This is a genomic window from Paenibacillus sp. FSL M8-0212 (assembly GCF_038004645.1).
Lineage (GTDB): Bacteria > Bacillota > Bacilli > Paenibacillales > Paenibacillaceae > Paenibacillus.
In genome coordinates, this window is record NZ_JBBORP010000001.1 from 1973728 (window position 1) to 1992979 (window position 19252).

General features: G+C 47.4%; 22 protein-coding genes and 1 riboswitch. Of the genes, 9 read left to right on the top strand and 13 right to left on the bottom strand.

Going from position 1 to position 19252, the window contains the following annotated elements:
- Nucleotides 1–35: 35 nt before the first annotated feature.
- The 8 genes from MKX68_RS08665 to MKX68_RS08700 form a co-directional block, all read right to left on the bottom strand.
- Complete coding sequence (locus MKX68_RS08665; protein ID WP_340910830.1) at nt 36–869, bottom strand: DUF2785 domain-containing protein; 834 nt, start codon at nt 867–869, stop codon at nt 36–38.
- Entirely contained in the window at nt 870–1463 is a 594-nt protein-coding gene (locus tag MKX68_RS08670) for a histidine phosphatase family protein (RefSeq protein ID WP_340910832.1), read from the bottom strand. It lies immediately after the preceding gene.
- A complete protein-coding gene (locus tag MKX68_RS08675; protein ID WP_340910834.1) occupies nt 1460–2050 on the bottom strand; it encodes a DUF1572 family protein in 591 nt (196 codons plus the stop codon). Before MKX68_RS08675 ends, MKX68_RS08670 begins: the two co-directional genes overlap by 4 nt.
- 69 nt (nt 2051–2119) lie before the next feature.
- Nucleotides 2120–2449 carry a DUF952 domain-containing protein gene (locus MKX68_RS08680; protein ID WP_340910836.1) on the bottom strand — a complete coding sequence of 110 codons (330 nt, stop codon included), beginning with the start codon at nt 2447–2449 and terminating at the stop codon, nt 2120–2122.
- Between the two features lie 51 nt (nt 2450–2500).
- A complete protein-coding gene (locus tag MKX68_RS08685; RefSeq protein ID WP_036673183.1) occupies nt 2501–3058 on the bottom strand; it encodes a GNAT family N-acetyltransferase in 558 nt (185 codons plus the stop codon).
- A 27-nt stretch (nt 3059–3085) separates the two neighbouring features.
- Nucleotides 3086–3445 carry a ribosomal maturation YjgA family protein gene (locus MKX68_RS08690; RefSeq protein WP_340910838.1) on the bottom strand — a complete coding sequence of 120 codons (360 nt, stop codon included), beginning with the start codon at nt 3443–3445 and terminating at the stop codon, nt 3086–3088.
- Between the two features lie 52 nt (nt 3446–3497).
- Nucleotides 3498–4049, bottom strand: coding sequence for a GrpB family protein (locus MKX68_RS08695; RefSeq protein ID WP_340910840.1), 552 nt, complete (start codon nt 4047–4049; stop codon nt 3498–3500).
- Between the two features lie 381 nt (nt 4050–4430).
- A complete protein-coding gene (locus MKX68_RS08700) occupies nt 4431–5537 on the bottom strand; it encodes an Ig-like domain-containing protein (RefSeq protein WP_340910841.1) in 1107 nt (368 codons plus the stop codon).
- A 176-nt stretch (nt 5538–5713) separates the two neighbouring features.
- On the opposite strand from MKX68_RS08700, the gene MKX68_RS08705 reads away from it, so the two are divergent.
- Nucleotides 5714–5917, top strand: a complete 204-nt coding sequence (locus tag MKX68_RS08705; protein WP_062837211.1) for a hypothetical protein — start codon at nt 5714–5716, stop codon at nt 5915–5917.
- A gap of 223 nt (nt 5918–6140) precedes the next feature.
- Here MKX68_RS08705 and serS read toward each other — a convergent pair whose 3' ends face one another.
- Nucleotides 6141–7439 carry a serine--tRNA ligase gene (gene serS / locus MKX68_RS08710; RefSeq protein ID WP_340910844.1) on the bottom strand — a complete coding sequence of 433 codons (1299 nt, stop codon included), beginning with the start codon at nt 7437–7439 and terminating at the stop codon, nt 6141–6143.
- Between the two features lie 387 nt (nt 7440–7826).
- On the opposite strand from serS, the gene MKX68_RS08715 reads away from it, so the two are divergent.
- Nucleotides 7827–9062: an MFS transporter gene (locus MKX68_RS08715; protein ID WP_340910847.1), complete on the top strand. Its 1236-nt coding sequence runs from the start codon at nt 7827–7829 to the stop codon at nt 9060–9062.
- A 441-nt stretch (nt 9063–9503) separates the two neighbouring features.
- Here the strand turns inward: MKX68_RS08715 and MKX68_RS08720 are convergent, their stop codons facing one another.
- Entirely contained in the window at nt 9504–10013 is a 510-nt protein-coding gene (locus tag MKX68_RS08720; RefSeq protein ID WP_338590340.1) for a hypothetical protein, read from the bottom strand.
- A gap of 173 nt (nt 10014–10186) precedes the next feature.
- On the opposite strand from MKX68_RS08720, the gene MKX68_RS08725 reads away from it, so the two are divergent.
- From MKX68_RS08725 to MKX68_RS08755, 7 genes are all read left to right on the top strand, one after another.
- Nucleotides 10187–10573, top strand: coding sequence for a VOC family protein (locus tag MKX68_RS08725; RefSeq protein ID WP_338590338.1), 387 nt, complete (start codon nt 10187–10189; stop codon nt 10571–10573).
- A gap of 17 nt (nt 10574–10590) precedes the next feature.
- On the top strand, nt 10591–11346 hold the full coding sequence (locus MKX68_RS08730; RefSeq protein WP_340910853.1) for an NAD-dependent epimerase/dehydratase family protein: 756 nt from the start codon (nt 10591–10593) through the stop codon (nt 11344–11346).
- A 145-nt stretch (nt 11347–11491) separates the two neighbouring features.
- A riboswitch (TPP riboswitch) is annotated at nt 11492–11604 on the top strand.
- A 308-nt stretch (nt 11605–11912) separates the two neighbouring features.
- A complete protein-coding gene (locus tag MKX68_RS08735) occupies nt 11913–12953 on the top strand; it encodes an ABC transporter substrate-binding protein (protein ID WP_340910856.1) in 1041 nt (346 codons plus the stop codon).
- Nucleotides 12954–13169: 216 nt separating this feature from the next.
- Nucleotides 13170–13460, top strand: coding sequence for a thiamine-binding protein (locus MKX68_RS08740; RefSeq protein WP_127551654.1), 291 nt, complete (start codon nt 13170–13172; stop codon nt 13458–13460).
- On the top strand, nt 13460–14218 hold the full coding sequence (locus MKX68_RS08745; protein ID WP_340027796.1) for an ABC transporter permease: 759 nt from the start codon (nt 13460–13462) through the stop codon (nt 14216–14218). Before MKX68_RS08740 ends, MKX68_RS08745 begins: the two co-directional genes overlap by 1 nt.
- A 37-nt stretch (nt 14219–14255) precedes the next feature.
- Nucleotides 14256–15164 (top strand): ABC transporter ATP-binding protein, encoded by a 909-nt coding sequence (locus MKX68_RS08750; protein ID WP_340910859.1) that lies wholly within the window; start codon nt 14256–14258, stop codon nt 15162–15164.
- A gap of 81 nt (nt 15165–15245) precedes the next feature.
- Nucleotides 15246–16076: a TatD family hydrolase gene (locus MKX68_RS08755; RefSeq protein WP_340910862.1), complete on the top strand. Its 831-nt coding sequence runs from the start codon at nt 15246–15248 to the stop codon at nt 16074–16076.
- 300 nt (nt 16077–16376) lie between these two features.
- Here MKX68_RS08755 and nfsA read toward each other — a convergent pair whose 3' ends face one another.
- From nfsA to MKX68_RS08770, 3 genes are all read right to left on the bottom strand, one after another.
- Nucleotides 16377–17120 (bottom strand): oxygen-insensitive NADPH nitroreductase, encoded by a 744-nt coding sequence (gene nfsA / locus MKX68_RS08760; protein WP_340910864.1) that lies wholly within the window; start codon nt 17118–17120, stop codon nt 16377–16379.
- Entirely contained in the window at nt 17113–17712 is a 600-nt protein-coding gene (locus MKX68_RS08765; RefSeq protein ID WP_340910866.1) for a TetR family transcriptional regulator, read from the bottom strand. The genes nfsA and MKX68_RS08765 overlap by 8 nt, the downstream gene beginning before the upstream one ends.
- Nucleotides 17713–17867: 155 nt before the next feature.
- Nucleotides 17868–19028, bottom strand: coding sequence for a YhgE/Pip domain-containing protein (locus MKX68_RS08770; RefSeq protein WP_340910868.1), 1161 nt, complete (start codon nt 19026–19028; stop codon nt 17868–17870).
- Nucleotides 19029–19252 lie beyond the last annotated feature (224 nt).

Here is a 19252-nt window from a genome sequence, read left to right on the forward strand (position 1 = left end):
CCACCTCCCCCTTTGTCCACACGTTTAGCGTATCGTTATTTATCTCTCTCCAGTGCCTGCAGTACCAGTGAACGAACCAACGAAAACGGCTCATCTTCTTCTGTACGTATCGCAAGATACAGTGTCTGCAAAAACAGACGCACATTCAGGCTCCTATGACTGGTTTCCAGAAATGATCTGTTCACTGCCATATCCCCTTGATGAAGGGAATCCATCCACAACGTAATATCTTTTTGCTCCAGCAGATTGCGACGCAAAATGGTAATTACAGCATGCGCTATTCGCTGATCTTCATCATGGATGTAAACCACACTTGATTCCGTTATTTTTACAGCGATTGCATGCAGAAGTTCCAGCAGATCCGCTCGCTCCAGATATGGCGATTGTGCCAAGTCTTCAACCGCATCCGCCGCGTGTGCAGAGGCATGCGCCCAGCCTTTATTATCGGCGTAGCCGCGAACATCTTTTTCAAGTTCCAGATATGTAGTCAACCGATGATGAATCCCTGCGATATCCTCTTTGTCCAAGAAAGGTCGCTGACGATCCACATTCAGAATGGGAGGCAGTAACAACACGGAGAACGTCCGCGTAAACACACTATCCGTTCCCTGCTCTCCGATCCCATAGAAAAGGTGCCGATCGTCCAGCGCCAACTGCAACACATGCCTTAGCTGATCTTCCGAAAATACACCCTGTCCAATCCATGTTGCAAACGTAACATAGATCAATTCATCCCGCAGGACAGGGTCAGTACTACCAATATGTTTCATCATATGCAGTGCCAATTCGTAAGGCTGTTCCTCGTGATCAATGGCATGATTAGACGACTGAATATGCTGTAATTTTTGTTTTAACGTCAGGGCATCCATCTATTGAGACTCTCTCGAAGAATCCAAATGCACGCTGCAATTGTACAGTTCGCATTGCCAGACATTCTCTTTCTTGGCGATCCGGGTAATGGATGTGTTGGACAGCTTCACGCTAATATCCAGTTCAGGCACCAGACCTCGCAGTGTATTCCGCAGGACGGCCCCATGACTGACAACGATCACTTTTCCATTCGGGTGCTGCTGTACAATATCCTCAAGCACCGCACTACCTCGAACAGTCCCTGCATCTGCAAGCTCCCGTCCCAGATCCAGGGTACTCCAGTCCGCTCCCCACTTGGCTAACCGTTCCTCTTCCGTCGTTCCTTCGACCTGTCCTCCGCCCATCTCGCGAAGTCTAGGGTCCAGATGAATCTCCTGAATGCCCAAGCGATCACCAATGATGCGAGCCGTCTCACTTGCCCGCTCCAAGTCACTTGCATAGATGGCATCCCAGGATTCCTCGGCTAGTCTCGCAGCAAGTAATACCGCCTGTTCCCTGCCATCTTGATCCAACGGATTATCCGTCTGTCCCTGCGAACGTTTTTCCTTATTCCACGCTGTGCTTCCATGGCGAATCAATGCAATTTGAGTCATTGTTGGTCCTCACCTTTTTCTATATGAAGTTCATCTTCTGTAAAATGTTTGCGTGCCTTCGGCTTGGCAAATTTGCCGCCATTATATTGATCTGAACCGTTTCTCGGAATCGAGAGACTGTCCCAAGCTGTTTCTTTAAGCATTTTCGCGGCAAATACAATCTGCCCTACATGATACGGATAATGCGCCAATTGCCGAATTATTGCCTCCATGACGGTGTGTCCTTCATTGCGAATGTATATGATGTGAGACAATTGTTCTGGGGTAAACGAACGAATGGCTTCAAGTAGACAATTCCAGCCTTCCTCCCATTTAGAGAGCAACTCTTCCCGGGAAGCAATATCATTCACGAATTCGGCATCTCGTTCACGCCACGGTTTCTCACCATCTGTTGTCAGTACATCAGTCCAACGGGACAGCATATTGCCCCATAGATGTTTTACGATAACCGCAATGCTGTTCGCGTCTTCATTCCAGGATTGAAACAATTGCTCGGACTCCAGTTGCGCCATGGCTTTTTCCCCGAGCTGCTTGTAATACAGGAATTGTTTCTCGGCTGTCTCCAGAAAAACCTGATTCATATCCATCCGTTAACCACCCTTCGGAAAAGTATATTGTCCCCTGATCATCTTTTGACAGATACGTCACATGTTACATTATTCAGGAAATGAGAATGTGCCGTCTGCATTCGGTTCAAATGAAATGACTTTACGCACCGCATCCAGATTGAGCTCTCCATAGATATGTGGATATAGTTCATTCAATTCGTAGAGATCCTCATACACCAGTTCTGGCTTTAACGCCTTCTCATCGATACTGAGTAATAACAGATCCGTGCGGCCTGCATAATATTGTCCGGCTACCCATGGAATCTGTTCCTTGGTGGAACAATGAATGAATCCGTCCGTCTCCAGACTATCTGGTGCATACTCAGTCCCTTTTGACACTTGCTCCCACAACGAACGGGAAATAATACTATAGATCATGGTTCCGCCTCCTTCAATTTCTGCGATGTACCCTATGTGTCATTGGAAGTATTATAGATCATCCCGGATACGGGAGTACACTTTTTGATCCGTAAATACACCTTTGATCTTCAACTGTTTGCGTAACAAACCTTCGTACGACATGCCCAGCTTCTCCATGACACGTGCAGAGCCTATGTTGCCTGCATTACATTTGCCCTCCAGCCGATTGCAGTCCAATTCCCGAAAGCAATAATCCACGATAGGTTGCATCGCTTCTGCTGCAAGCCCCTTACCCCATTGACTGCTGGCTATCGCGTACCCCAGTTCAGCACTCTGCATGGGTTCGTTGAGATGAAAAATGCCACCCCTCCCGATCAAGGTCTCTGTTTCCTTTAAAACAAAAGCCCAGATATGTACCGTTTTTCGTTCATAATTATCCAGTACTCGCTGAATATATTGAATTGAATCCTCCACTGACTCATGGCAGTTCCACAAGCTTTGCTGACTCACTAGCGGATCAGAGGCAAATGCATAATAATCTTCAAGATCATCCATCGCAAGGCGTCTAAGCTTTAACCGCTGTGTTTCGAATTCGGGCGATTCGGCAAAAAGTTTTTCTACATTCATCAGCGCACCTCCATGATTCACTTGAATTCAGGATCCAGCCATCTTATTTCTCAGGAAATAACGATCTATCATAACCATGCACAGAATACCGACCGTATATCGAATCAGATCAATCACCAGAAACCCATGTCCCAGAACAAGAGCACCCCATACGGTTGAGCGTATCTCAATCAGCCAAGGCGTCTGAATCAACTGTGAGAACTCAATCATCCAGCTGAATACACAGCTCAAACTCATCGCCCATACCAAGCTGCGACGAGGCCACACCATGCGCACTCCGAAATAAATCATGCCCGCCCATAATGCATCTCCGGAATGTTCATGCACCCAATCCGGCAATCGATCACCAAAGTGTCTGGATGCGAGTCCTGCCGCCATGGTCATCATGACTGCGAGGAAATAGATCAGCCTTTCTCTGATATGTACGCTTTTCAATTGATCACAAGCCTTCATCAAGCACTTGTAAAATAAATTGCGTTTTGGCAGCGGTATACGATTCCCTGTCTTCCTTATTCTCATCAGCAAGCTTCGTCTTTAGGACGGCGTAAGCTTCCACCAGATCTGGGCGTTTTCTCAGCACATCCCGAAACCGAATTTGACGATCCCAACGGTCCTCTCCCGGGCGCATCAGATGAAGGTGTACAGCTCTCTTGCCATCCTTAACTCTCACCCAGAATCGTCGATAATCCCGGCCATCCAGTTCAGGCGGAACATAGTTCCAGCCCAACGGATTCAGCTGATCGGCAATCAGATCCATGTCATCCCAGGACTGTACCTCTGCCATCAGATCAATAATGGGTTTGGCGGGCAACCCTGGAATGGATGTGCTTCCGATATGTTCGAATTGATGGATATTAAACTGCTGTAAAAAGTGTTTGAGTTGCCGGATTTCATCCTGAGCCTGCGCATCCCAATTGGGGTTGGCCGGAGCAATCTCTACCGACTCTGTCGCCCAGGCAGGCCAATTTTCCGGTTGCATTGGATCTTTCATTCAGGCACCTCCTCTTCACCATGACATTTTAAATGGTAACCTTCTCTGTATTTTTCATAGGTGCGTTGCTTCATGCGCTCAATCGTAGTACTCCGTTGAAATGTAAGTGTGGAACTTAGGGATAAAAGAAGATATTTCAGGTAAGCCAGATCACTAGAGTTAGCGCCTGAGCTTATAATCGAAGCTTTCATATTCATCCCATCCCGTTATAATGTTGTTCTAGCGGAAGGCATCCCAGATACATATTTCTATATATCCAAAAAAGGAGCGTATGTTTACGCCCCTTGGTTGTCTGTTACCTTGATGATATTGATGATTTTAACGATGTCATGTACTGAAACTAAATTTTGGATCATGCAAGATGCTTTATTATATGAAGATTTATTTTACCGTAACAGGGATCGTCACTTTTTTGTTGCCCCACTTGGCCGTGATAGACGTTTTACCTTTGCCTACAGCCACGATCTTGCCATTTGTTACTGTCGCTACGCCCGGCTTTGTGCTACTCCATACCGCGCTGTTGGTCACAACAGTGGTCTTGCCCGTATCATACTGGGCCATCACACTCAGCGTTGTACTTCCCTGCGGGGACAAAACCAGTTTTTTCTGGCCAGTAATCAACTTTTTGAGCAAAGGTACAACGGTAACCTCTGCCTTTATTGTCTGATTTTGATAAGTTCCTGTCAAGGTGGCTTGTCCTTCTGTCAGCGTTTTAACTGCTCCATTTTTCACGATAGCTACATTTGTATTGGAGGAGGTCCATATGATTTGTTTCGAAAGGTTAATCGTTTTGCCGTTTGCGTAGGTGCCAATCACCTTCAACGCTTTGGACTTCTTGATGTTCAACTGCATTGTGGCAGGAGTGACTTCAACTTTGGTAATCTCATCCGTCACAGCAACGGGGACTTTCACAATCGTTGTTCCGTATTTGCCTTGAAGCAATACTCTGCCAGGCGTAACACCTTTGATTTTACCGTTTTCCAACACAGCCGAAGCACTTGATACCGACCATACGATCTCAGACGTTACATCCTCTTCCTTACCATTTGCACGGGTAATGCTTACTTTGGGAAGGGTACTCTCACTGCCTTTAACAAAATTATAGGAGTTCGGTGAAGCTTTGATGCTTTTGATCTTCTCCTGCACCTGCACAACCAACTGGGCTTTTGCCCCGTCTACCTCTGCAAAAATCGTTGCTTCGCCCGCGGCCACAGCCTTGACTTTACCTTTCACCATCGTCGCGACTGCTGCATTACTGGTGGACCAAGTCACGCCTTCGGTAACATCCTGCTTGTTATCAAAACCTTCTACCGTTGCCATCACCTGAAGCGCAGCTGTTTCGGAAACACTCATCTTCTGCGGGCTGTTATTGGTTATTTCAATCGATTTCACGTCACCGGTAGCCGCCAAGGCCAACGAAGGGACTAGTACGGTCAATGCCGTAATTAGAGCAAGCGTGCCTCGAAGCGCCAGTTTGATTCTATTCATTTTTAATTCCCAACTCCCATAATCCAATATTTTACTTCTATTATATTATATCGGATATGAATTGCATAAAGTTGAATGTCGTAAGTGAGAGTCTTGGAACAATTCATGATTTTCATAATATGGGAAGGCCGCGTAATACTGTTTTAATAAACCTAAAAGATGGGGGTGGGGTATGTATGATCGAAAAGAATTTGCTTGATATGGTTTCACCTAAAAATAACCGTAAACGTATGAAAGCTATAGTCACTTCGACATCCACCAAGATTCGTCCTGAAGACGAAATGGTTCTATTGATGAAAACAGCCCGCAATCGTTTCAAAAAAGCCCTTGAATCTGGACAAATTGAAATCATTAACGAGCGTGAATGGAAGCTGCATTAACATGTAAAAAATAATTTTATTTATTTACATAAACGAAGAAAATTCTGATTAAGAAAGCTATATCTTAGGTCCGAGCACTAACCATCAGTTATATTTGGCACAACATAGTAGGAGATCGGTTCGTTAAATAGTGTTATCGTTGAAAAGGGGATGTCCATCGTCACATGCAATATGACGTTTGGAACATCCCCTTTTTGAATTACTAGAGCGTTAACTAACCTTTCTAATTCACTTCATCCTGCTCTGGCAAAATCAAGCTCTCGGCCCCGCCCATATAGGGCCGCAGGGCTGCCGGAATGCGAATGCTTCCATCCTCCTGCTGATGATTCTCAAGCAAAGGTATCAGGATACGCGGCGACGCTACCGCCGTATTATTCAGCGTGTGACAATAGGCCAACTTACCTTCGGCATCCAGGCAACGAATATTCGAACGGCGAGCCTGAAAATCATGCAAATTCGACGACGAATGCGTTTCTCCATATGCACCGCGGCTCGGCATCCAGGTCTCGATGTCATACTGTTTGTACGTTTTCTGCGACATATCCCCGGTACACACAGCGACAACACGATAAGGCAGTTCAAGTAATTGCAGCAATTCCTCGGCGTGTCCCGTAATCTCTTGCAGCATGCGCTCCGATTCTGCCGCATCAGGGGCACAGAGGATGACCTGCTCGACTTTGGCAAACTGATGCACACGGTACAATCCGCGCACATCACGTCCGCCGGAGCCAACCTCACTGCGGAAACACGTCGATACCGCAGCCAGCTTCACCGGATCCTTAACATCAACAATCTCATCTGCATAATACGATACCAGCGGCACTTCAGAAGTTCCCACCAGCCACTTGTTCTCCCCTTCGAGTTCATAGACCTGATCTCGACCAGTTGGGAAGAATCCGGTGTTCACCAGCGCATCCTCCCTGACCATCAGCGGAACCTCCATTGGTGTAAAGCCATACTTCAGCAACAGATCCAGCGCAAGTTGTTGTACTGCCCGATGTAATAACAGACCTGCGCCCTTTAATACATAACTTCGCGTACCACCAATCTTAACTCCACGGGGAATATCGATCAGATCATGCAATTCCCCAAGTTCCACGTGATCTTTGGTGTTATACTCGAACGTTGGCACCTCTCCCACACGTCGCAGCTCCACATTATCCGCATCCGACGTGCCTTTCGGGGTATCCGGAGATACGATATTGGGTACCAGCCATTGCAGCTTGGTTACTTCCTCCTGCACAGGGGCGAGCTTCGCTTCCACCTGTTCCAACTGTTCATTGATCTGTTTCACCTGAGCCCGCAAACCCTCGGCCTGTTCCCGATCCCCAGCTTGCATGAGTCTGCCAATGTCTGCAGATAACGTATTGCGCAACCTGCGCCCTTCTTCCGATTCCTGCAAAAGTGCTCTGCGTTCCTCATCCCGCTCCAGCAATGTGCGAATGCTGATATTAATTTTTTTCCCGTCTGCTGCCGCCTGAACCTCTTCTTCATGTGCACGAATCCACTTCATTTCCAACATGGTCACCGTCTCCTTTGGCTGTAAAAATGCAAAGAACGCCCTCATCCCTTGGGACGAGGAGCGCTCTGCTCGCGGTGCCACCCAACTTGCTGAATCAGGATATCCTGCTTCCAGCCTCTTGGTCCGCGATAACGGGCGGTTCCGGTTAACTTGGGGAAATATCGCTCCCCTGGCGAAAACGCCTCCGAGTTGGATTCTCTTCAACGGCATGGTCCGATCTGTAATTGTTGTGTCTCAGTATATATGAACGCCGGACCAAATTGCAACCTTTTGTATCGACCAGGAATTCATGGCACAACTTAACACGTCCTGTTATGATAGACTTTGTCTTCAAGATTGCGCTTTATTGTGATCGTCAATTATGTATATAAGTAGAAGGAGTTCTTTATGAAAAAATTACTTTGGATCGGATGTCTGTCCTATTTCCTGATTGGACTTGCCCACGTTGTGCTCGGTTCCATTCTGCCGGTTGCACTTGAACATTACGGCAAAGATTATAGTCAGGGCGGGACGCTGATCTTTGCTCAATTTGCCGGATTCCTCGGTGGTGTATTGTTATCTCCATGGCTGAACAGACGCTTTGGTAAACGGGGAGGCCTGTTAATCGCCACAGCGTTGCTCTGTATTGCAGAATTATCCTATATGCTGCTGCCACCATGGGGTTGGATGTACGTCATTGCACCCGCAGCCGGCTTTGGATTCGGAATGGTTGAAGCTGTTATTGGAACCATTATCATTGCTGCAATCAAAGACAATACAGCCGTTGCCATGAGTCGACTGGAGGTGTTATTCGGGATCGGGGCGATGGTCATGCCGCTCATTGCCAGCGGTCTGATTGCTGCCGGATACTGGCGCCTTTCCTTTCTCGTTGTTGCGATCTGCGCAGCGCTGACCTTTGTTTTCTGGGCAAAAGGATCATTCGGTGAACTCGATAAGTTTCTGGAGCGACAGAGTTCAAATAAAAGTTCAGTACATGCCCACACCGCTGGGACATCGGGTGAGATGCATCCCGCATCTGCAAGTACACCCAGTCCAACCTATCGTGGCCGTAACAGAACTCTTCTGGTGTTATTCGTCCTGTTCTTCTTCCTATATGTTGGCACCGAGATGAGTCTTGCGAACTTCATGCCAGCGATTCTGATTGAGAAAATGAACATGAAAGAAGCCGGAGCAGCGCTTAGTGTCACCTGTTTCTGGATTGCCATGTCCGTAGGACGACTCTTCGCCGGGTATGTCGCAGAGAAATTCCAATACCGCGTCTACGTTCTGTACAGTTGTCTCGCATCTGTTCTTTTGTTAATGGTATTTCCATTTACAAACCAAATCTGGTCTGCATTTCTCATCATCTTGCTGCTTGGACTTGCGATGTCAGGCATTTTCTCTATTGCCCTTGTCTTCGCCAGTAAACTGCTGCCCGGAACCGAAGAATCCACACCCAGTATTTTGATTGCCTCAGGTGGGGTTGGCGGTGCCATTCTGCCTTTGACCACGGGATGGAGTCTGGATCATCTGGCGGTTAATCAATCTGCATGGATGCTTGCGATATTTGCAGTTGGCCTGCTTGTTATTAGCGTGATCACGTATCAATGGCAGAACAAATATGTGGTAGATACAGCGACTTAACAGTTATGTGTCGATGCAGGCCTGAACCTGAGAATTAGAATCAGAAATAGAATACCTATTATAGAGATTGAGATGTCCACCGCCATGAATTGGCGATGGACATTTTTTTGTAGCGTTACTCTGTTCTAGCGAACCTAGCACACGCTATTTATCTGCATTTCAGGATATTTGAAATCTAACGAATCCTAGAGACGTTATTATAGGTAATTATCTAAAATTCAAGGTCTCGTTGGAGGTTTTTTGCATAATAACGCCGCTGAGATTCGTTAGATTTTTCATTCCCTAAAAACTCGCCTAATAAGGCGTCCTCGATTCGTTAGCACTGTTATCATGGTGGGAAGTGCCCTATCTTTGCCTCTCTGATCACCTTTCATGAAAGGTGATCATGCGACCTATTCTTTTGCACAAGATTGCCCAGGAAATACTTTGGGTCTGGGTGAATCACACACTTTTGTTAACGACAGGCATTACGGGCCCGTTGTCCTTGATGAATTTACCAAATACATATCGGACGAGTGGCCCCAAAATGATCAATTGATATGGAAGCGCCAGGCTGAAGTTACGAGCGATTGTATGAAGGTACGTACGGAGTACGAATGACCCACTTAATTGATCCGCGAGATATGCCGAGATCATTCCATACATGGACATGATCAGTACCATGCCAATCACCATAAAAAATGACATAGCAAGCACACCCAAAATCTTGTTGGACTTGTCGAAGGGCAAGGAGAATGCAATCTTTCTCGCCACAGGGCCAACAATGAAAGACTCCACCAGAAACGCGATGACAAAACATAATATGAATTGAAGCAGTATCTCAAGCGGGGACATCTTGCCGAGTAACCCACTGTGCCATAGATTGAAGAACATCATGACCAAGACCATTCCTGTACACATCATTAATCCGAAAATAATTTGTTCCTTCTTGCTTGCTGGCAATTCTCTCATCCTCTCTGTTTACCTTCGTAATTATAGAGATGAGGAAACCCTCCACATAAGTGAACATTATGTGAACATTTATGGTTTTTCCAAATTAAAATCCGATTTGACAACCTCGTAGTACAGCCCTATGATATCCCTTAAAATGGTAGAGAATTTACTACATTTGGAGGAATATAATTATGAGTTTTCAAAAGCGCATTGACCACGTTGGCATTGCCGTTCGTGATCTGGAGACCACGCTGCGTTTCTACACAGAGGTTGTTGGATTGGAACTGAAAGACCGGGTGACGCATACCAACGGCGTTATTCAGCTTGCCTTCCTCGGCTTCAATGGAAGTAACGAGACTGAGATTGAGTTAATTCAAGGATACAGCGACAAGCTGCCTTCCGAAGGTACGGTGCACCATTTTGCGATCCACGTGGATGATCTTGATTCTGAGTACAAACGCATCCAAGCCACCGAAGCCGAATTTATCGATGGAGAGATTATCACACTGCCTAACGGTTACCGCTACTTCTTCATCTATGGACCTGAAAAGGAATGGATTGAGTTCTTCCAGCGCTAAGAATTGGAGTTGATTTCATGAACATTTTAATTACGGGCGCAGCCGGGAAAATTGGACGTGATTTGTCCCAATACTTGTCAGAAGCATATCACCTGCGACTAACGGATTTGAATACCGACAGACTGCAAACGTATCAAGAAACCCGTCATGAGATCATGACACTGGATGTGACAGACCCCGAAGCCTGTCAGCATGCATGCGAAGGCATGGATGTGGTTGTACATCTGGCGGGAGACCCTTCCCCGCATGCCGGATTCTATGAATCGTTGTTGGATATCAATATCAAAGGTACATTTAATGTATTCCGTGCAGCTAAAGACCAAGGTGTACGAAGAGTCATTCTTGCAAGCAGTGCACAGACGATTGAGGGGTATCCCATTGATGCTCAAGTCTATCCGGACATGCCAACACGCCCACGGAATTTGTACGGGGTTAGCAAATGTTTTGGAGAATCACTCGCTTCCTATTTTGCGTATACCGAAGGTTTACAAAGTGTAGCAATACGTATAGGTGCATATGATGATTTTCAACCGGACGGACCCGTGCTGGAGGCAAGGGATGTGAGCGCGTATATTAGTCCGGCTGACTTGTGTGATTTGATGTTCAAAGCAATTACAACTACTGATCTGGAACCCTTCACCATACTGCATGGGATCTCGAATAATCGGTTTAAACGATTGAATCTGGAAACCACTCAGAAACAGGTAGGCTATGACCCAAAATCCGATGCTTTTGCACTCAGTCAGATTTCCTTATATGATTCGCCACGATAATTAATGAAAATAACACATCCAAACAGACCGTTATACATATGTATAACGGTCTGTTTGATAAGTTCATACGTGTCCCCATCCAGTTCCTGACTGGACACGTTCCACCTGCTGGCCTATAATTACACCTAGTAATGCCCGTAACTTCATAGTTTCCCAGGGGAGTCGGAATTGGCCGGCTGAGAGTGTATCCCACCAAGATACTAACCCTTAGACCTGATCTGGATCATGCCAGCGTAGGAATCGGAGTATATCGAAATGGCACAGCCCTATGGCTGAACGCCACCTCTCTAACGCCTGCACGCGTCCCGGATTACGGGACGCTTTTTTTGTTATATCAGAAAGTAAAAGTTTGGAAGCATCACCTTTCTGATATTGCAAGAAAAACTGCCGCTAAACGCGGTCTGGCTTCCTTGAATGACATCGATGGACGTTTTATTTTCGTTCAAAAATAACGTCATCCGGATCTCAACTGGTATAAATCTTTTGATTTATGCAAGATGATTGGATATGAAGCCAAGGAGTACCCCGTGCCACTCGGCCGGACATACCGAAGGAGAGAATCAAAGATGAAATGGCGTAAAACGATGGGATTGTTGCTCTTATGCGTGCTTATGGTGACTGTAGCCGCATGTGGTGGCAAAGAAGCTGCCCCAGCTGGGCAGAACGGCAACACAAATACGGAAAGCAGCAACGAAGGTGACACTGCCGCCCTGAAAGATATTAAAGTGGTGCTCGACTGGACACCAAATACGAATCATACCGGCCTGTATGCGGCTGTAGATCAAGGTTTTTACAAGGCCGAAGGCTTAAACGTGGAGATTGTACAACCAGGTGCCGGTGGCGCAGATACGATGGTTGCATCGAACGAAGTGCCTTTTGGCGTAAGTTATCAGGAGAGTGTAACTCAAGCCCGCACACAGGATGTTCCTCTCGTCTCCATCGCAGCAGTTATTCAGCATAATACATCCGGGTTCGCTGCTCCGGCGGATCGGAATATCAAATCACCGAAAGATTTTGAAGGCAAAACCTATGGCGGTTGGGGTTCCCCAGTGGAAGAAGCCGTGATGCAATCCATTATGGAAGGCGACGGAGCCGATGTATCCAAAGTGAAAAACATTAACATGGGTGATGCCGACTTTTTCACCGCAGTGAAACGGGATATTGATTTCGCGTGGATTTTCTACGCTTGGACGGGGATTGAAGCCGAACTACGCGGGGAACCGATCGACATGTTATATGTGAAGGATTATTCAGATGCACTGGATTATTACACGCCTGTCCTCGTAACAAACGAGCAGACGATCCAAAACGACCCTGAGCTGGTGAAAGCATTCCTGAAAGCCACTTCAGAAGGATATCAATATGCGATCGATCATCCCGAAGACGCAGCGAATATTCTGATCAAGGCCGTCCCGGACCTAGATAAAGACCTCGTACTGGCAAGCCAGAAATGGCTTAGTCCCAAGTACACAGATGACGCCCCGCGTTGGGGTGAGCAAAAGCAGGAAGTATGGCAGAACTACACCGACTGGATGTTTAGCAAAAAACTGCTGGATGAACAGATCGATGTGAGCAAAGCATATACAAACGAGTTTTTACCCCAATAAAAATTGCTTAAGTTTAACTTTTTTACACAAGAACGAAGAGTGCAGAACCCATCTGAAGAAGCGAAGCGTTCGCCTTTATCCCCGGATTTCCCCATTGAAAATGGATTCAAGAAATCTGGGGATAACAGCGATCGGAAGAGGGTACTGCAATCGGAGTGATAAGTGTAAACCTGGTTCAATTCATGCAATTTATCACGAAAGGAGCCGTGATCTCTCATGGCAAGCACACTACTTAGTATTCAGGTTATCCCGAAAACGCCAAATGGCGAGAATTCTTATCCTTACGTTGATCGCGCCATTGAAGTTATTCAGCAATCCGGCCTGAAATATCAGGTGAACGCGCTCGACACCACGATGGAGGGGGAACTGGAGGAACTGCTGGAGGTTGTCCGTAAAATGCACGAGGTACTCGTGGAGGCTGGCAGCCCAAGCATCATCTCCCAGATCAAAATCGCCCATAGCCCTGCTGGCTTCAGCATGGATACCCTGACGGAGAAGTATCGCTAATGCCTGCCTATTTCAAAAGTGTATGGCCGCCCTTTGTGGCGGTTATTCTCTTTATAGCGATATGGCAGGGAGCCGTCTCCCTCTTCCATATTGAGAAATGGATGCTGCCTGCACCGTCCGACATCGCCCGCGAAGCGGCAACCCAGGCCGAGCGGCTTGGCATGCACGCCTCCGCAACCATTCAGTTAACGCTGATCGGATTCGCCGCTGGAACAGCGGTTGGATTACTGATTGCGATGGTGCTACATTTAGTCCCTTTTCTCAAGTCGGCCCTGTATCCTTTACTTATCCTTAGTCAAAATATCCCAACCATCGCGCTCGCGCCGCTCCTGTTAATCTGGTTTGGATTCGGGCTGTTGCCCAAGCTGATTACGATCATCCTGGTCTGCTTCTTCCCCGTTGCAGTGGCGGCCATGGATGGCTTGACCCGTACTGACGCCGCGATGATGAACTATATGCGCATGGCTGGTGCGAAACGTCACCATATCTTCTGGAAGCTGGAGCTCCCCCATGCGCTGCCATCCGTGTTCTCCGGTGTCAAAATTGCCGCTACCTATAGCGTGATGGGTGCCATCATCGCCGAATGGATTGGTGCAGACAAGGGTATTGGTTATTATATGATGCTGCAAAAGTCGGCTTATCGCACCGATCGTCTATTCGTGGCGATCATGATTATTGTCGCGCTCAGCTTGCTGCTCTTCCTGTTCATTGCCCTTCTGGAGAAGCTGCTCGTGCGCTGGCGGCCACAGAAGCGGTAGTAAGCAAGTAATCTGTATATTAGGAAGTGATGACCATATGAATCGGCAACAGGACGAACAATTCCAGCCTGGACGAGGAGCACACACAATGGAGCCAAAGCATGGTGAAAAGCTTCACCTGGCTACCCCTAATCGACCTGCCAATACTGCTCCTGCTCCGGTTCCACCTGCACTGGACGTTGTTAATGTTCATGCATCATTCCGTGAACGGCGGAGCAGGTTACCGGTTCTGAACGGCCTGTCCCTGACTGTGGAGCAAGGCGAGTTTGTCGCTATCGTTGGGCCTTCTGGCTGCGGCAAAAGCACCCTGTTCCATATCATCGGCGGTCTGCTGAAGCCTCAGGAAGGGCAAGTGCTGATGAATGGTCTCGATGTGACGGGCCAACGTGGCAAGATTAGTTATATGCCACAACAGCCTGCTCTTTTCCCTTGGCGTACCATTGAAGATAATGTACTACTTGCTGGTGAAGTAGCTTCAAGCGCTCCTCCTCGGGCTGAAGCTCTTGCGGAAGCTCGTAAGTGGTTAAGCAGCGTGGGTCTTGCCGGGTTTGAGCAAGCATACCCTCATATGCTGTCTGGCGGAATGCAGCAGCGTGCTGCATTTCTGCGTGCCCTGCTCAGTCCGCAGGAACTCATGCTGCTGGATGAACCTTTCAGCGCGCTGGATGCACTGACACGTAGCGACATGCAACGCTGGCTGCTCGATATCTGGGAACAGAACCGCCGCTCGGTGCTGTTCATCACCCATAATATCGAAGAAGCACTGCTGCTTGCGGATCGGGTCTATGTGTTATCCAACCGACCTGCAACAGTGTTGCACGAGGTACATGTTCCTTTTGATCGCCCAAGACGAGAAGAAATTACGGAGGAATCCGCTTTTCTGGAGCGTAAACGGCAGATTTCACAGTGGATGAGAGAAGAACAGCAGAAAGCCCGCCTATCTTGATAGCGCGGGTTTTTAAGTTATTATTTTCCTTTAATGGGTGATCCACTACAAGGAATTCTGCGTAACATAGTTAGAATATAAATGAACACAAGGAGGAATTCCCTCGTGCATTCTCAAGCTTTTGCACCATTAATTGATGCTCATATTCACTTCGATCAGTATACCCCTGACGAACAAAGCGAGATGCTGCTATCTTTCCCGTCTCAGCAGGTCGAAGCAGTCATTGCCGTGTCCATGAATCTCGCTTCTGCCCAGGCCAATCTGGAGATTGCAAAACAACATCCACGCACCATCTATCCAGCCTTCGGTTTCCATCCGGAACAGGAACTGCCGTCCGCTGAAGAAATGGACCTGTTCTTCCAATGGATCGAGAAGCATATGGGACAAGCCATAGCAATAGGAGAAGTCGGCCTTCCCTATTACAACCGTCTGGAAGCGGAACAGGCAGGGCAGCGCTTAGATCAGAGCGGGTATATCAAGCTGCTTGAACGTTTCATCCAGCTCGCCAAAAAGCACAACAAACCACTTGTCCTTCATGCGGTATACGAAGATGCGGATATCGTCTGTGATCTGCTGGAGCAGTATCAGTTCCGACGTGCTCATTTCCACTGGTTCAAAGGATCTCGCGAAACCGTGAGGCGCATGGCGGACAACGGTTATTTCATTTCCTTCACGCCGGATATTCGGTATGAAGAAGAGATTCGTGAACTCGCCCGGCAATATCCATCAGAACAAGTGATGGCCGAGACCGACGGACCTTGGCCCTTCGAAGGGCCATTTCAGGGACGAATGACACACCCTGCCATGACCAGACAGGTCATCCAGGCATGGAGTGAGATCACTGGCATGGGAACCGAGCGGGCCGCCCGTCTCTTTTATCAGAACACAAAGCGTTTCTATGGCTTAACTTAAGTACAATCAGGTAGCAGCAAACACAGCACAAAGAAGCCAGTCGGTTTCGCTCCGACTGACTTCTAATTTACTATATATATCAGTTGAACTGAATTTTTACACAGGAACGTAGAGGACAGAAATAACCTGAGGAAGCAAGAGCGGTCGCCTAAAAGCTTTCTGAAAGAAAGCTACTTCGGAAGCATACGCTATCGCTAGATTTTCACCTTCACAAAAATTGGATCAAAAAATCTGGGGATAACAGCGATCGGAAGGTTGTTCTGTCATCGGAGTGGCAAGTGTAACTACCTTCAGTTCAACTTAACGCTTCAAAAATCCTTTGCCTTCCAGGAACGGTCTCACTTGCAACCTTGTCGGCTCAGTCAGGCGCTTCGCCATCAGTTCGGACCATGGAGTCGTTCGTTCACCGTTAGTCCGTGCTTTCATGTACGCCGTCGTTGTCACATCATACTGCTCAACACCTTTGATGCTCTGCTCGGCATTATAACGATTACGATGCAAGACTGCATCCAGTGGCAGACGTGGTCGAATTCCCGTTTCCTGATCTGCAACACCAATACACATGCCATACACCGGATATACGCCCTCCGGCAATCCCAACAGCTCAGCGACTTCCTCAATCCGAGTCCGAAGCCCGCCGATATATACGATTCCAAAACCAAGCGACTCTGCTGCAAGAGCAGCATTCTGGGAAGCCAATGCAGCATCAATCGTGGCTACCATGAAATTCTCGGTTGAATCGGCGTACGATTCCTTTTCAGGAAGATGACGTTTCGCAGCATCACTCAGTCGATACAGATCAGCACACCATACGAGAAACACCGGGCATTCATTGACGTAGGCCTGATTGCCTGCCAATTCAGCCAGCTTGGCTTTTTGCTCTAAGTCAGTCACAGCAATTACAGTATATGCTTGCACACTACTTGAAGAGGAAGCCATCTGCCCAGCCGCTACGATGGCTGCAAGCTGCTCTTCACTTACCGGGTCTGGCTTGAATTTGCGTACAGAACGGTGTTTCATCATCAACTCAATGGTTTCATTCATGTTGGTTCACTCCCAATCCTCGAAGTACGAACTCAATCGTCTGCTCAGCGAGCTCGTCTGTATTCATATCCTGATAATCAAAGCCAAATCGTGAATTCTTGGCCCGTTTGTGCGCCAAAGCCACGCCCATAACCTGAAGCATCGCATAAGATACGGACTCGACCTGGAACAATCCCTGATCCTTACCCTCTTGCAGCAGTTCCCTAACTCGGGTCCAGACGGGGTCCAAAAAACGAAATACGGTAGCTGTGCGATGTGTACGCAGTGTAATTTCAAGCTGCACAATATCGCTCATCTCCCGATCCGTCATCGTGAACTTCACAACTTCACCAATAATTCGGCGGATACCTTCCACAGGCGAGGACACGGACTCTTCAGCCAGCGCGTTCATCATATGCCCAGGGAAAAAATGCTCAAATAACGCTTCGAACACCTTTTCTTTGCCGCCAAAATGATAAGACACCAACGACACATTGGCACCTGCCTCATCACATATTTGACGAACACTCGTCCCGTCATACCCCTGCCGTGCAAAAAGCTTCTTGGCTGCAAGCAATATCCTCGTTTTGATATCCAACTCCGGTTCCGTCATTCCGTCCCGCTCCCTCTTGTCCGTTCATCTCATTCGCTCCAGCTCAAGGACTGCAGCCAGCGACTCATCTGTCTATTATATTACACCAAGCACCCCGATGAAAATCATCGGGGTGCTTGTCCTATCCTATGATGCAATGGTATGCATCTGTTGTATTAGTTGTTTGCTTGAGCAGGGCTTGGAGCCATAGCTGGCATGCGTTGTTTTTTCAACAACGTCACGACCAGAGACAACGCAACGGCAACCAACAGTACAATCACGATAGATCCCGCAGCAGACTGAACCCCCGGGCCTCCCAACTGCACGCTCAGAATACCCTGTACGGCGTATGTTGCAGGCAGGTACTGCCCAATGCCGCTATAGAAGCTGTTCAGCAATTCACGCGGTACCATTGCACCGGAAGATACCAGTTGCAAGGACAGTGAGATGATGTTGAACAGACTTCCTGCAGGTCCGAAGCAGATCAGGAAGAACTGGGAGAAGAACATGAACGTGCACAGGAAGAGCGCCTGGAACAACCAGAATGCAACGAATCCTTGTGCAATCTGTCCTCCCAGTGCCACAATCAGTGAAGATCCCAGCAAGGAAACGACCAATGCAGAACCCGCGTTAATGACTACTCTCGCGCCAAACAAAGTCAATCGGGAATAGGTAGATGACAGCATACCCATGGCTGTCTGGAGGTTCATCCCCATGATCATGGCACCTACATAGGAAGCCAGTACCATCATCATCGGCACCATCTGATTATTCATCCCGTTAACCGGGTTGATGGACGTTGTCGTTCCTTCTACTCGGGTAGTCAGGTTTGTCGCGGCTTCAGCAGCCTGTTCGGCAGGAGCGCCTGAAGCAGTCAACACCGTCTGTACCCCTTGTGCTGTAGCTTGTTTGTTAATCGTGTTTGTCACACTTTGTGATACACCTTGCATCATGCTTTTAATCGTAACCGGGTTCGCTTCATTAATGGTGTATTTAATCTCCGCGGTGGAGCCAGCCGTCTGAAGCAATTCGTTAAACCCAGCCGGGATATCCAGCACCATGTGTACTTTGTGATGATTCAGCTGATCCAACGCTTCAGCCGCACTCAGATTGGATACGGTGTGGAAAGGCAGTGTTCCTGTGAGCGAGTCTGCAATTCCTTTGGACATTTCGCCGTCCTCATTCACAATCGCAACCGTCAATTCTTTCGTACGGTCATTTACTCCAGAATATGCGGTCATCCAGATCACGCTAAAGATCACTTGAAACATAAGTGCTGTTACGATCCCTACAATCACTGGCGGTTTTTTAAACAATGTACGTAAAGCCTGTAACATAAAAGGTGTCCTCCATTACTCAAATAGTTCTAATTTGATTTAAACAGTTGTTTGAATCAAACGATCGTTTAAATTTTATGTGAATATGTCCATATTGTCAACTCATTTTTTGAAAAATTCAGAAAATATAAGCTTTATTCATGAATGCAATTGATTCGTTTTCACAAAAGAGTATTATGCTATCATTTCTCTGTAGAAAAGAAAATCTATACCAACAATTGAGG

Coding starts and splice junctions, on each gene's coding strand:
- MKX68_RS08665 (WP_340910830.1), bottom strand. CDS start 869: ATGGATGCCCTGACGTTAAAACAAAAATTACAGCATATTCAGTCGTCT.
- MKX68_RS08670 (WP_340910832.1), bottom strand. CDS start 1,463: ATGACTCAAATTGCATTGATTCGCCATGGAAGCACAGCGTGGAATAAG.
- MKX68_RS08675 (WP_340910834.1), bottom strand. CDS start 2,050: ATGGATATGAATCAGGTTTTTCTGGAGACAGCCGAGAAACAATTCCTG.
- MKX68_RS08680 (WP_340910836.1), bottom strand. CDS start 2,449: ATGATCTATAGTATTATTTCCCGTTCGTTGTGGGAGCAAGTGTCAAAA.
- MKX68_RS08685 (WP_036673183.1), bottom strand. CDS start 3,058: ATGAATGTAGAAAAACTTTTTGCCGAATCGCCCGAATTCGAAACACAG.
- MKX68_RS08690 (WP_340910838.1), bottom strand. CDS start 3,445: ATGATGACCATGGCGGCAGGACTCGCATCCAGACACTTTGGTGATCGA.
- MKX68_RS08695 (WP_340910840.1), bottom strand. CDS start 4,049: ATGAAAGATCCAATGCAACCGGAAAATTGGCCTGCCTGGGCGACAGAG.
- MKX68_RS08700 (WP_340910841.1), bottom strand. CDS start 5,537: ATGAATAGAATCAAACTGGCGCTTCGAGGCACGCTTGCTCTAATTACG.
- MKX68_RS08705 (WP_062837211.1), top strand. CDS start 5,714: ATGATCGAAAAGAATTTGCTTGATATGGTTTCACCTAAAAATAACCGT.
- serS (WP_340910844.1), bottom strand. CDS start 7,439: ATGTTGGAAATGAAGTGGATTCGTGCACATGAAGAAGAGGTTCAGGCG.
- MKX68_RS08715 (WP_340910847.1), top strand. CDS start 7,827: ATGAAAAAATTACTTTGGATCGGATGTCTGTCCTATTTCCTGATTGGA.
- MKX68_RS08720 (WP_338590340.1), bottom strand. CDS start 10,013: ATGAGAGAATTGCCAGCAAGCAAGAAGGAACAAATTATTTTCGGATTA.
- MKX68_RS08725 (WP_338590338.1), top strand. CDS start 10,187: ATGAGTTTTCAAAAGCGCATTGACCACGTTGGCATTGCCGTTCGTGAT.
- MKX68_RS08730 (WP_340910853.1), top strand. CDS start 10,591: ATGAACATTTTAATTACGGGCGCAGCCGGGAAAATTGGACGTGATTTG.
- MKX68_RS08735 (WP_340910856.1), top strand. CDS start 11,913: ATGAAATGGCGTAAAACGATGGGATTGTTGCTCTTATGCGTGCTTATG.
- MKX68_RS08740 (WP_127551654.1), top strand. CDS start 13,170: ATGGCAAGCACACTACTTAGTATTCAGGTTATCCCGAAAACGCCAAAT.
- MKX68_RS08745 (WP_340027796.1), top strand. CDS start 13,460: ATGCCTGCCTATTTCAAAAGTGTATGGCCGCCCTTTGTGGCGGTTATT.
- MKX68_RS08750 (WP_340910859.1), top strand. CDS start 14,256: ATGAATCGGCAACAGGACGAACAATTCCAGCCTGGACGAGGAGCACAC.
- MKX68_RS08755 (WP_340910862.1), top strand. CDS start 15,246: ATGAACACAAGGAGGAATTCCCTCGTGCATTCTCAAGCTTTTGCACCA.
- nfsA (WP_340910864.1), bottom strand. CDS start 17,120: ATGAATGAAACCATTGAGTTGATGATGAAACACCGTTCTGTACGCAAA.
- MKX68_RS08765 (WP_340910866.1), bottom strand. CDS start 17,712: ATGACGGAACCGGAGTTGGATATCAAAACGAGGATATTGCTTGCAGCC.
- MKX68_RS08770 (WP_340910868.1), bottom strand. CDS start 19,028: ATGTTACAGGCTTTACGTACATTGTTTAAAAAACCGCCAGTGATTGTA.